The organism is Lonsdalea quercina (assembly GCF_900107885.1).
GTDB lineage: Bacteria > Pseudomonadota > Gammaproteobacteria > Enterobacterales > Enterobacteriaceae > Lonsdalea > Lonsdalea quercina.
Genome location: NZ_FNQS01000016.1, coordinates 1 through 12,442 on the forward strand (window position 1 = coordinate 1; position 12,442 = coordinate 12,442).

Genomic DNA, 12,442 nt, shown 5'->3' on the forward strand with positions numbered 1-12,442 from the left:
TGCGGTACCATTTCAGGGTCACGGTCGGCAGCATTTCGCCGGACGCCAGGGCGTTGTACATCAGCGGAACGGCTTTGTTCAGCGCCACGGTGAATTTGAACGGCTTGTGCACACGCTGGCCGGACGGCTGACCGGACTGCGGGTCGGTCGGGACGGTCACGATGTGTTTGAATTCCTGCACCAGCATTTCATCTTCGTGGCCCTGCACGTAGATGTTGCCGACGGAGTCGGACGTGAAGGCACCGGCGGTGATGTTGCCCTGAGTTTTCCCTTCAATGCTGATATAACATGGGGTTGGCATAGTCTTGCTCCTAGTTGTTGAACGGTTTTTACTTTCGCCCGCTTAACAATGCAATGACTATGCCAAGTTTTATCTCACTGTTTTATAACGGAATTTAAAATACGCGTTTTACCCTAACCAATACCTGAGCAAAATATTGCGCAAGATGCGCAGATCGTTTGCAAACATTGCGCAAAAAGTGATTTATGCTGGAAAGTGCGCAAGAAGTTGCGCAGATTTGGCAATTATTCTTCGATGGGTCATTATACAATCAGCAATTGCTTATTTATCAACCTTAATCAGACGCAGTGGGAACGCTTTTCCCCTCCGCAACCTTCATCCATAGCAGGATCAGTACTCCTGAGTAAACGCCACCTCCCCCCGCAAAGGTTCTCCCGCCCGAAAACGGGACAGGTTATCCACCAGCAGTCGCGCTAATAGCGCAGTGACCATCGGGCCAGCCACGTGCGGACTCAGCGTCAGGTTGGGAGTCCGCCAGAAAGGATGGCGCTCAGGTAACGGCTCTTGCCGGTACACATCCAGCACGGCGCCCGCAATCTGGCCTTGGTCTAGCGCTGCCAGCAGATCTTCCTCCACCACCGCCGTCCCGCGCCCGACATTGATGAACAGCGCCGACGACTTCATCGCCGCGAACAGCTCAGCGTGATAAATATCCGTTGTGCGGGCGGTGTCCGGCAGCAGATTAATCACATAATCGGCCCCGGCTACCTCGCGCGCCAAGTCGTCTAACCCCGCAACGCGCTTGAAATGGGGCAATGACCGCGGCGTATTGACGATGCCGGACAGTTCGACGCCAAAGGGTTGCAGGAAGGCGGCCACTTCGCCGCCGATGTCTCCAGCGCCGACAATCAGCGCCTGTCGGCCAGCCAACGAACCCGGCAGGCGCGGCTGCCAGATACACTGGCGCTGATTCTCACGTCGTTCCTCCAGATGCAACTCATGTCGGAGTAGATAAGCCAGCACATATTCGGCAATCGGCTGGCCGAACACCCCCACCGCGCGGCTCAGGCGATAGCCGCGCGGTAATCCTTCCGCAAGATAAGGTTTAAAACCAGCCCACGTAGATTGCAGCCACTGCGGATGAACACCCTGCGCCAGCAGGCCGACAACCTGTTTCGGTTCTCCCACCCAGACGTCATATTGCGCCGCCTGAGCGACGGAGCCATCGGAGGTCACCACTTCAATGTCCGATGCCGCATCGCGCAGAGCGCCTTTGATTTCATCCGCACGGGGGTCCAGCACCAACAGAGAGGTCATCATCAGATTCCTTATCAAGTCGAGGGGACGCGTCGTTGCCCGTAGGCTATCGCACGCCATGCGTCACAAGCCGCCTCGTTCATGTGAGGAGGCGCACGCCATCGGAAGATGGCCAGACGACAACAAGCATGGGAGCGCTTGCGCGTTCTGAGAGCGGCAAACGTCTTAAACCTTATGCCATTAACGTCGGGGAGACCAGAGCCGCTTCGGCGTCACGTACGCCTCCTGCAGGCAGGCGGCGACAGGACACGAGCGGGAAGAGAAAAGCGGGAACGAAGAGCGGTCACGGTCGGACCGGCGGCGGCACAACGCCGTCGCCGGTCGCGCGCGCTTACAGATAATTCAAGGTAAAGGTCACATCGCCGTTGGCGGTGCCTGCGGTGACGCTGCTTTGCGTCGCGATATATTGACCATAAAACACCAGCTGCGCATTGCTGGCGCCGGCAGTGAGCGGATATTGCTCGCTGGCGTTGCCAATCGGGATGCGTTGACGATCCTTATCCAAAATGGCGATCCCCACGTGCGTCGCGGTGCTCCCCGAGTTGAGCGCCAGCAGCGTCGAATCGTTCGCATCCGCCGTGCCGGAGAAGGTGGCGGTGACCGAAGATACCGCCGAACCGCAGCTTTCCAAGTTCACCACGAATCGCACCGGGGCCGCGCCTGTCTTATTGACGGCGAACTGCTTGGTCGCCAGCGTGCCCATATTCACAGTTTGCTCCTGCGACCCCACGCTGACTGAACAGCTGTTGGACACCAGCGTCGCGCTGAGCTGGAGGTTGGTCGATCCCAGATCCGCGCGAGCGGACGGTAAACATCCCCACAGCCCAACGGCCTGCACGATGAAAGCGGCGGTGGCGAGACGGCGAAAATTATTCGGCAACATGAATATTATCCCTCCCTCAATCAAAATCGACGCGCAGGTAGGCCAACGCGGAGACGACGCCCGCCTGCGGCGTATTGCCGGTCACGCTGACCGGATAAGCTTTCACCGTGACGTTGGCGTTTTCATTATCGTCCAGCGTGAAAGGCAGTACGCTGGAGATATCGTTCGGCGTCAGCGCACTGTCGCTGCTATTGGTCACCACAAAACCGACGTCGCTGTTATTCGAGACAATCGCATTGCCCGACACCGTATCGGCCTGCACGCGCAGCGACAAATTGGACTGGGCCTCAATGCCATTGCAGGCAATCGCGATCGTGCGGGTCACGGCGCTGACGCCGTCAGGCTTGGCACCCGCGGTTTTAAACGCGCCGGTGGCGATGTTGCCGAAGTCGATGGCGACCACCTGCCCAGCATTCAATTCACAGCTTTGCGGCACCGTCATCGTGCCGCTCAGGTATCCGACTACGAGCGGAGAGCCAGTACCCTGTCCCGTTCCGCCCTGATTGCCGTATAAGGAAAAAATCGGGATCGCCGGCAGCGTCGTCATGCCGACAAACTTGCGTTTGATACGGAAACTGACCTGTACCCGACTGCCCGTCGTCGCCGTCCCGCCGCACTTTCCATTACAGTTATTCGATAAGTCGGTAAACGGAACATTATGGTAAGTGCTGCCGCCGGAAGCGTTGTAGACATAGATCCGCGAGGCAATCTGCAAATAATCATTGCCGGTGATGTCGTACCAGTTGGCGGAGCCGTCCGAGAAAGAGAAACTCAGCGCTGAACCGGCCTGAGCGGTATAGTAAACGGTGTCTCTGTTATTGCATCCCCCGCTGATCACATAGGAGCCGCTGTCCGACTTCTGATTCCAGCCGGTGGTGTAGCCGACATAGTTTTGCTGCGAGGAAAAATTGAAATCAAAGTCATAACTCACTGGCGAGCCGGTTGCCGTATTACACAACGTGGCAAAGGTTGTCGGGGAAAAAAAAACGCTCGCCGCCAAACATAGCCATCCGAGCTGTTTTTTTAGGCGTTCGATGAGTGTCGCCATCGTTAGGTTCATCAATATTCGTCCTTATCGTCGTTATCTATCAGTCTGCGGAAGATGCATCGCGTGATTGCCGTTCCCGGCAAGAAAGCAGGATGGCTATTCCCGTCCCGCCGATGCCCAGACCTATGGGAGCTCAGAGCATGAAGTCGCCGCGCCGGCGCATGTCGTTATGGCTAAAGACAACGATGGTCCCGCCGTTCGCACATCATGGGCGGAGTCTTTTCCCTATGCGTTTTCAGATGCTGTTACTGATAGGTCAGCGTGAAAGTCGCGTCGCCGTTGGCCGTACCTGCGGTCACGCTACTCTGCGTCGCCACGTACTGGCCGTAAAACACCAGTTGCACGCTGCTGGCGTTGGCGGTCAGCGCATACTGCTCGCTGGCATTGCCAAGCGAGATGCGGTTGCGATCTTTATCCAAAATCGCAATCCCGACGTTGGTCGCGGTGCTGCTGCTGTTCAGCGCCAGCAGCGTCGCATCATCTTTATTCGCCGTGCCGGTGAAGGTGGTGGAGACGGCGGCGGCGGACGCGCCGCAGTTCTCCAGATCGAGGGTGAAACGCACCGGCGTCAGCGCTCGGGAGCCACCTTCAAAGAATTGTTTCGTCGCCACCGAGCCAAGATTGACCGTTTTGTTCTGCGAAGCAGTACTGACCGAACAGGTGTTCGACGTCAGATTGCCATTGATCTGGATATACGAGTCATAGGCGGAGGCAACCGGCGAACCGGCCATGATACTGAGCGCCACGCTCCCCAGAATTACTCGATAAATTGTCATAATGGCCTCACTGATAGGAGAACGTCACACCGACCAGACCGTTGGCCGTTCCCGCGGTCATATCGCCGGTTCGTACATATCTGAACGCGAGCGGAACCGTCACAGACTGCCCCTGAGTGGAAATATCGGCGATGGAGAACTGGTTGGTGTTCCCCTTACTGGAGTCGTCCGGCCCCAGACTCACCGGCGTGGAGCTGCCGTTATAAAACGCCTGAATGCCGATGCCTTTAGCCGTTGAGCCGCTGGTCAGCCCGATGATGTTGCTGGTATTCGCGGTATTGCTCTGGTCGGAGATCGTCGCCGCCACATGGATGCCCGTATCGCAGGACAACCCGATAGACGTCGATTTCGCCGGCGACTGGCTGCCCACGGAGGGCAGGCTGCCGGTGGAGACATTCCCCATGTCAATCACGCGATTCGCGCCGGACTGCACGGTACAACCGGTCGCGGCAACGGTAATCTGGGTCTGGGCGATTTTGATGTACGCGGAGTCGGTAGCAGAGCCGTCGGAGCCATAACATTGCACGATCGCAATATTCTGCGCAGCCAGCGTTGTCGTCCCGGTCTTTAAGTGACCGGTGGTTTTAACCAAAGTGACCTTACCGTAACCGCCGATGCCGTTATACGGCACGGTGTTGGTGCCCGGGGCCGGATACCACTGGTTTTGCGTCGTCATCAGCGCGGAATAGTTCGTGGCGTTCGAATCCTTCACGCCCACCACCAAGCCGATGCCCGGCGTGCCCGAGTCGTAAATAATATAATTCACGCCGCTGATGGTCGTCGTTAATCCCGTGCTGGGACGCACGGCGGAGACATAAGCTTTGGCCGTGGCCTTGCTTGAGTTGTTACACATATAGACGTTTTTGTTGCTCGCCGACCAAGCCGGGCCGATCTGCTGGCCGACGGACACGTCATCCGCCGGGCCGGTATAGCTGATTGCCCCGCTGAAAGTCAGCGTCAGATCGCTGCCGCATTGACCGATAAGGGGAAACGCCAGTAAGGGCAACATGATAGAAAGCCGTTTCGGCCACCCAGCGCTTCTAGCCGCCCGAAGCGATTTCGATGTTGTTAATTGACGCATTACTGGCACCTCACTTTGGCATAACTAATCGCTTTCGTTGCACTATCTTTCGGCAGTGAATAAGGAACAACGCACTGTTCAGCCGTCGCATCGCCCCACTTCACGTTGAGTTTGCCCGTGGGCGGCAAACCGGATAGATAGACCTGGCCATTATCGCCGACGACGCTGTCGGAGCGGCCGTCATTGGTTGAAACCGCAGACCCGAACGGCATCGGCTGCCCGTCAGACCGGATCAGCGTCAGCAGCGCGCGTGAACCGATGTGCGTTTTGAATTCGGCGCGCACCAACGCCCCTTGAGTCGGCACCACGTTCACGACGGCGTCATCCAGATCGGCGTTATCCTTCAGCGTGGTGGTATCGAGAGCAATACGGTTGCGGTGGTAGGTCATCGCGTAAGGAATGACGGCGTAGCCGCGCCAGTCGGTGCTCACACCGGTCACGCTTTCTACGTTAACGTCGCTGGCGCCCGGCGCTTTAATCAATACGTTGGTGGCCCCCAGCGGCTGGCTTAGCGTGAGGCCGCTGTCATGCGCCACAATGCCGCCGCTCAGGCCGTAGTTGACCTGCCGGTATCCCTTGCCGTAGTTGTAGCCGACGTTGGAGTTACCTTGCCGTCCCTGATAGTTCAGGCTGGCATAGCCGCTGCCGCCGACGCCGTGATTGCCGTAGCCTTGCAGCACGCTGTAGTTCAGGTTGTTATCTTCCAACAACGTGCCGTTAATGCCGGCCTGATGCGTTGTCTGTCCGTGCCAGTCGGTATTCGCCGCATAGGTGGCATAGGCCGTGTTACCCGAGCGGGTAATATCCGACTCTTTGCCGCCGCCGGACAACCATTGTCCAATAGGAATGGAAACATTGAAGGCGGCGCGTTTGTCTGGCTCCACCAGTCCGGGACTTTTGTTGTAGTTGAAGGACAGGCTGTAACTCACCCCCTTCAAGTGGCCGCTGTACCCCACCTGCCACAATGAATTGGTGTCATTGGTACGCCAGTAGGTTTGGCGGCTGCCGCTCAGGAAAACGGAGCCGTAATCGCCGAGCTGCTGGGTGATGTTGACCTGAATACGCCCTTTACGGTTGTAGTTAAGGTTGTAGTAATTGTTGTACTCCACCGTTGGGTCGACCAGTCCGTCATCGGTATCGTAGTTCGTGCCGATCATGCGGCGATAGCTGGTTTCATCGAGCGTGTAGTAGCCCTGCGTGGAGTAGCGGTAGCCCAGCAGCTGGAAGTTGGTGCCGACGGTGTTCAACGACTTGGCGTACAGGAAGCGCATTGACTGCCCTTGATGACGGCTGTCATCCGCCAGCTTACTGTATGCTTGGGTGACATCCGCCGACAGCGCGCCCCAGTCCCCGAGGTTTTTACCGGCGCCGATCGCACCAGCCTGATATTTCTTCGCCACCTGCGTACCGCCATACAGCGTGAAGCCGCCGGGCAGCCCCCAGATCACCGTGCCTTGCCCGAACTCGGGTTTTTCCTGCTCGGTGTAGTTGCTGCGGTATTTACCTGCGGTCACCGCGTATTTCACGCGCCCTTCGCGCTGTAATACCGGCACCGCCGAGTAGGGCACGCTGAAGGTGCTGGAGCTGTTGTCGCTTTCCGTCACCGTCACCACCATATCCCCGCTGGAGGAGGTCGGATAAAGGTCGGTGATGGCGAATGCGCCCGGCGCGACGTAAGACTGATAAATGATAAAGCCGTTCTGCCGGATCGTGACTCGGGCGTTGCTTTTCGCGACGCCGCGGATGGTGGGGGCGAATCCGCGCATGCTGTCCGGCAGCATATTATCGTCCGACGCAAGCTGCGCGCCGCGAAAGCCCAACGTATCGAACACATCGCCCGGCGTATTGCTATCGCCGAGGGTAAGTTCGCTTTTCAGCGGAATAATCGCGTGCTGCAAATACGTATTAATATGCTGCCAGTTGCGCGTATGCCGCCCCTCAAAGCTGTAGTAGCTCCAGGTGGAGTAATCCCGCAGGCGCCATCCGTTCCAGTTAAGGCCGCTGTTCAGATTGAGGAAGTAGTTGTTGCTGCTGTCGTCGCCGGAGCTATTGCTACCGGTGAAGTCATAGTTCAGCAGCGCGGCGGAGATGCCGTCATCCCACTGTTCCGGCGGAATGTAGCCGCGGCCGCTGTTATTGAGCGAAGCTTGAGGCAGGCTGATATTCAGGCGTTGCAGTTCGAAATCAAACGCCATATGGGCGTCGGGGATGATGCGCGTCAGCGCCACGCACTCCTGCCCCGAGCTACTAGCGGCGGCCGGGAATGCCGACATGTTGACGTTGAGCGACTCAACCTGCGAGTGGGTAATGCAGGGCACCAGCCCCGTATCGTCCGACTCGTGTTCGAGCGGCGTTACGCCAGCGGCTGTCGGTTTGCGCGCATCAAACCGGATATTCCGCGTTTCGACGAATTCATCGTTCACATAGACATCGACGTGATAGACCCCCGGCACCTGCCCTTTTCCCTGCTCGAACCGCGACAAATCCGCCACCGCCGAAGGATCGCTGGATAAGAACGCCGGGTTAAAGAACAGTTCGGCATAAGCGCCGGCCGAAGGTAATGCTACGCATAACGCGATCGCCCGGCACAGCGGCGACAACCGCCACAACGGCGTGGCGCGCGACTGTCTGAAATGGGGCTTCCGATATAATGGCCGCATATGAAAAACTCCTGAAAGAAAAACTCCTGAAAAAAGTGACGGAAAGCAACTTGAACGGTATGCGCCCTCCTTTTTCATGCCCGGTTCGGGATTTGCCGTTCACTGTTCGGCGCTATTGCATGACGCCGTTAATGCGTGCGCTGTTGGCCCCATAATCATTGATTGACTGGAAGAACACCTGGCCACTTGCATCGGCAGGCAACGCAACGGAGACATTTCCTTTAGGCGGCGCCATGGTGTTAGGCAGTTTTCGGGTACCGAGGTTGAAGTTCACTAACGTGACGAAATAAGGCGTTGGGTTGGTGATGATGAGGCTATTGCCCTGACGATGAAATCGCAGATGCGTGGGCGCTTCGGCCGGGCTTTCCGGCAGGCCGACGGGGCGGACGAACAGTTTGATGCGGGAGAGGACCGCCAATTGCAGAACGTTTTTATCCTGAATATCTCTGCGATCGACGGACGGAATCGCCTTAACGTTCATCCAGAACACCGATTCGCGATCGGTCGGCAAAGGCGCGCCGACGTACATAATGCGTAAAATGTTTTCACCCGATGGTTTGGCGACGAACAGCGGCGGCGTGACCACAAATGCCTCGCTTTTCTTGCCCGTCGTATCTTCGACCCAAGACTGAATAAGAAATGGACTTTTGGTATCCGTATTGGTCACGCCCAAAGAGGTTTGGGCCGCACCGGCGGAATAGATCACCCTCGTCGCGCCCAGCGCCACGCCCCCGGCCTGCGCCACCAGCGGAATGACGGTTAAAACGGACAGCGCCATACCGGCCAAAGCGCGGCGGAAAAAAGTTGAATTAAGCACGCTAAACTCCATGTACGAAAATGACTGATTGACAGCTACAGGTTGAGCATTACGCGCGAGGTCGGATTACGTCAGACGCTAAATCCGCCTCCGCTAACACGGCGGATGTCGGTACAGAAACGCGGAACCGGCGTTTGTTTGTCGCAACGTCGTTTCCACAAAAAGTCAAAAATGGCGCCCTCCTTGGCGGCCATAACGCATCCCTGCGTGCGTGATGTAGTTATTCGTACTGCATGGTAAAGGTGGCATCCGCATCCGCTTCGCCAGGGGTTACGGTAGCCAGCGTCGATTTATAGCGAGCGTTGAAGTTCAGGGTGTTGCTACCGGTGATCAGCGTCTGCGGGCTAGAGAAAGCGGCGCCGGTCGGGGACAGTACGGTGCCTTTGCTATCGGAAATTTCGATACCTACGCCAGCTGCCGCGCCGGAGCTGCCGCCGCTGATGTTGCTGGTGGACAATACGGTGTTGTCGTTACCATCGGCAGATCCGCTAAAAGCGACGGCGGCTGTCGTGGAAACGGTAGGATCGCAATCTTCAAGTTTGATCGTGAAAGGCACCTTACCGGAGTAAGCCCCTACCGCAGTAAAGTTCGCGGTACGATACTGTCCGAGGTTAACCGTCTGGTTAGAAGAGGTTGAGCTGACCGCACAAGCCGCATTCACGATCTGGCCTGTAAAGTGTACGGTACCACCGGCAACGGTCGTCGCAGCGCTGGCATAACCGGCTGACAGAATAGACGCGCCAATTAAGGCGCCGAGTAGAGTTTTACGCATAGTCACTATTCCTTATTACCAATATAAAGGCTATGTAAATAGTCTAAGAGTGTGATTTTTAGACACACGGATATTTCCCGCCCGCCGGAACCTCTGCATCATGAATATAAAGGCACGTCGAAGACGTGACTTTATATAAAGACAGAAGCGGCAAGACTAAGAAATTATTGCAAATGAAGAATTCCCCCTGCCCTTTGAGTATTTTCTAAAAATAATAAATCGCGAGGTTTAACAAAAACCTGTTAAATTCAGGGGAAAATCCATACATTCAGCAGTGAGAGCACCAAAAATAAGAATAAAAAAATAAAAAAATAAAAATAGACAGCATAAAGTATGGAGTTATGGGGTTCTCATCGGCATTTTTCGGGTTTTAAAAACAAATAAAATATGGCATATGAACATCCATGTTTATTTATTGTTTAAATTGACAACCAATGCATAATCGACATAAAGAATAATGACAAATTAATAAGCAAACAATGCGTCAATATGAAAATAGCCTTCCTATAGAGGATACGCTTAATAGGAAAATACGATAAGAAAAAGATGAGAGCGCTGAGGCAGACTTAGAGAATAAAATAAACGGGATGTCTGATGAGAATGGGTGGAAAAAGGCTATTTATCCTGGCGCTTCCGCGAGTCTGTCGTTAACGCTATTTTTCATCTCGACGAGATGCAGAGCATATCGTTTGCATAGCACGTAGGATTTCAAATACGACTCCAGGTGAGTATCACCCGCAACAAAGAAGACACTTCATTGATAGTAAAAGATAAAATTAACATCACTGCTTGATGCGTGCAGTGTTGTTCCCCTCTTGACGCTATACCATCGCGCCCGCCCATCCGACGCTAAGAGAAGCGCTCCTGCTCTGTGGTCATCCCCCTAGTGAAAAGAGAGTGCCCACATCAATATCAAGCCATTACCACGTAAAAATAAGGGAGAATAAAATAACTCAGAATTCCTCACCCGAATATTCTGATTATTTTGAAGGCGGTTATCATGGTTCAGTCGTTGTTTGCATGGCACCCTGAACATTTAATAAACAACGCCGATGCAACAGCAGATTAACAATATTTACCCTCAGTATTTATACCCCGTAGCGCCTCACAACATCTATTCTGAGACGATTATTTTTCAGCCCAATTATTCACAACTTAACATAGGATTGAAGAACCACCTGCCGAAACCGTTATTGCCGGGGAAAACACAACGATTATTATGTGTTATCGCCGTTTTAATAACGGTATTCCCTTTGGTACTGGGAAAACGACGACATGGCCACAATAATGTCATTAGCATACTAATAAGCTCAAAAGCCGATCAGACGCCGGCGAAATGGAGTAATACCTTATTTTTTTCTTGATATACGATAAAAATAAGACCCCATGATGACTTATTTTCAGCTATCCCCGGATGCGGGCCGTCCCAATAAGGATCATATTATGACGGAAGTTAAATACCAAGAGGAAGGCGCAGCCCAATCCCAGGCATTGCCGCATCTCGTCTCCCATTGATATGTGGTGCGCCTCACAGGAGCGCTGAGCGACGTATTATCTTCCAGCGAAGCCCATCAGGTATCGTCACGGTCCCGCGTAAGCGGAGGTATCTGTTCGGTAGGTTTCCAGAGAGCGTTGGCATTTGAGGACGGCGGATGAGACATAGTGATGACTCAATGCGTCAAGCAGCAGATCTGCAACTGACGTTGCAGTCGTTCAAGGAAATTTCCCATCCATTGAAAAATGCATTTTCTGAACACATTGGATGGTTTCGTCATTGCCGATTTTCACGCGCAATGTCGATGTAGCTGGAGCGAGTTTTATTCTTAGTGGATTTTTCTGGAGGCTAAAAAATAAATTAATGAGTTGAATCAGAGAGCTACAGACTTTGGTGACTGTCTATAGAGGAAGAATTGGAGCGGGAAACGAGACTCGAACTCGCGACCCCGACCTTGGCAAGGTCGTGCTCTACCAACTGAGCTATTCCCGCTTGGGTGGTGCTGTCAGTACCGAAATTTCTTTGCCGGTACGGGGAGCGCATTATACGAGGAAAGTTTGGTTGCGCAACCCCTGAAACGCAATTTTCTTCTAACTGAGGAGAAAAACGCCAAGATGAGGAAAATATCGCCGCGACAGACGGTTTCCGTCGCGCGATATTCTCCACTGGCGCTCGTTACAGTTGAATAAAATGCTCGCGGTAGTAGGCCAGTTCGGCGACGGACTCACGGATATCGTCCAGCGCCTGATGCGTGTTCTGCTTTTTGAAACCGGTCAGAATCTCCGGTTTCCAGCGGCGCGCCAGTTCTTTCAACGTGCTGACATCCAAATAGCGATAGTGGAAGTAGGATTCCAGTTCCGGCATGTAGCGGAACAGAAAACGGCGATCCTGACCCACGCTGTTGCCGCAAATCGGCGACTTGCCTTCCGGCACCCACTGGCGCAGAAACGCGATCGTCTCCTGCGCGGCGGCGTTCTCGTCATAGGTGCTCGCCCTCACGCGTTCGACCAGACCGCTGCCGGTATGCGTACGAACATTCCAGTCATCCATCAGCGCGAGTTGGCTGTCCGGCTGATGAACCGCCAGCGTAGGCCCTTCCGCCAGTATGTTTAGATGAGCGTCGGTCACCAACGTCGCAATTTCAATGATGCGATCCCGTTCCGGATCCAGTCCCGTCATTTCCAGATCGATCCAGATCAGATTGTTTTCGTTTACCATGTTATCGATATTCCTGTAGGGCTTTTCGGCCCGCCGTCGACGTGGCTTCGCAGACACGCTCGGCATCGGTTAATTAAAGTCAAATAGGGTGTATTATAGGCATATCTCATGTCATGAGCGATAACCACGAATCT

The 12,442-nt window shown here is 54.6% G+C and carries 10 protein-coding genes and 1 tRNA gene; all 11 read right to left on the reverse strand.

The window, feature by feature from the left end:
- Positions 1 to 301, reverse strand: a 301-nt coding sequence (gene tssD / locus BLU64_RS16125) for a type VI secretion system tube protein TssD (RefSeq protein ID WP_139171531.1), incomplete at its 3' end; no start/stop codon positions are given.
- A 330-nt stretch (positions 302 to 631) separates the two neighbouring features.
- Complete coding sequence (locus BLU64_RS16130) at positions 632 to 1,558, reverse strand: D-2-hydroxyacid dehydrogenase (RefSeq protein WP_026744307.1); 927 nt, start codon at positions 1,556 to 1,558, stop codon at positions 632 to 634.
- Between the two features lie 331 nt (positions 1,559 to 1,889).
- Positions 1,890 to 2,441: a fimbrial protein gene (locus BLU64_RS16135; protein ID WP_074729389.1), complete on the reverse strand. Its 552-nt coding sequence runs from the start codon at positions 2,439 to 2,441 to the stop codon at positions 1,890 to 1,892.
- Positions 2,442 to 2,457: 16 nt separating this feature from the next.
- Positions 2,458 to 3,501, reverse strand: a complete 1,044-nt coding sequence (locus tag BLU64_RS16140; RefSeq protein WP_083351091.1) for a fimbrial protein — start codon at positions 3,499 to 3,501, stop codon at positions 2,458 to 2,460.
- 233 nt (positions 3,502 to 3,734) lie between these two features.
- Positions 3,735 to 4,265, reverse strand: coding sequence for a fimbrial protein (locus tag BLU64_RS16145; protein WP_074729393.1), 531 nt, complete (start codon positions 4,263 to 4,265; stop codon positions 3,735 to 3,737).
- A 7-nt stretch (positions 4,266 to 4,272) separates the two neighbouring features.
- Positions 4,273 to 5,274: a fimbrial protein gene (locus BLU64_RS16150; protein ID WP_083351092.1), complete on the reverse strand. Its 1,002-nt coding sequence runs from the start codon at positions 5,272 to 5,274 to the stop codon at positions 4,273 to 4,275.
- 71 nt (positions 5,275 to 5,345) lie between these two features.
- Complete coding sequence (locus BLU64_RS16155) at positions 5,346 to 8,006, reverse strand: fimbrial biogenesis usher protein (protein ID WP_074729395.1); 2,661 nt, start codon at positions 8,004 to 8,006, stop codon at positions 5,346 to 5,348.
- Between the two features lie 112 nt (positions 8,007 to 8,118).
- The gene (locus BLU64_RS16160; RefSeq protein ID WP_099049286.1) at positions 8,119 to 8,784 is read right to left on the reverse strand and encodes a fimbria/pilus periplasmic chaperone; all 666 of its coding nucleotides are present in this window, start codon (positions 8,782 to 8,784) and stop codon (positions 8,119 to 8,121) included.
- A gap of 259 nt (positions 8,785 to 9,043) precedes the next feature.
- On the reverse strand, positions 9,044 to 9,595 hold the full coding sequence (gene fimA / locus BLU64_RS16165) for a type 1 fimbrial major subunit FimA (RefSeq protein WP_026744313.1): 552 nt from the start codon (positions 9,593 to 9,595) through the stop codon (positions 9,044 to 9,046).
- Between the two features lie 1,911 nt (positions 9,596 to 11,506).
- Positions 11,507 to 11,582, reverse strand: a tRNA-Gly gene (locus BLU64_RS16170).
- A 183-nt stretch (positions 11,583 to 11,765) separates the two neighbouring features.
- Positions 11,766 to 12,308 carry an oligoribonuclease gene (gene orn / locus BLU64_RS16175; protein WP_074729397.1) on the reverse strand — a complete coding sequence of 181 codons (543 nt, stop codon included), beginning with the start codon at positions 12,306 to 12,308 and terminating at the stop codon, positions 11,766 to 11,768.
- Positions 12,309 to 12,442: the final 134 nt, after the last annotated feature.

Coding starts and splice junctions, on each gene's coding strand:
- BLU64_RS16130 (WP_026744307.1), bottom strand. CDS start 1,558: ATGACCTCTCTGTTGGTGCTGGACCCCCGTGCGGATGAAATCAAAGGC.
- BLU64_RS16135 (WP_074729389.1), bottom strand. CDS start 2,441: ATGTTGCCGAATAATTTTCGCCGTCTCGCCACCGCCGCTTTCATCGTG.
- BLU64_RS16140 (WP_083351091.1), bottom strand. CDS start 3,501: ATGAACCTAACGATGGCGACACTCATCGAACGCCTAAAAAAACAGCTC.
- BLU64_RS16145 (WP_074729393.1), bottom strand. CDS start 4,265: ATGACAATTTATCGAGTAATTCTGGGGAGCGTGGCGCTCAGTATCATG.
- BLU64_RS16150 (WP_083351092.1), bottom strand. CDS start 5,274: ATGTTGCCCTTACTGGCGTTTCCCCTTATCGGTCAATGCGGCAGCGAT.
- BLU64_RS16155 (WP_074729395.1), bottom strand. CDS start 8,006: ATGCGGCCATTATATCGGAAGCCCCATTTCAGACAGTCGCGCGCCACG.
- BLU64_RS16160 (WP_099049286.1), bottom strand. CDS start 8,784: ATGGCGCTGTCCGTTTTAACCGTCATTCCGCTGGTGGCGCAGGCCGGG.
- fimA (WP_026744313.1), bottom strand. CDS start 9,595: ATGCGTAAAACTCTACTCGGCGCCTTAATTGGCGCGTCTATTCTGTCA.
- orn (WP_074729397.1), bottom strand. CDS start 12,308: ATGGTAAACGAAAACAATCTGATCTGGATCGATCTGGAAATGACGGGA.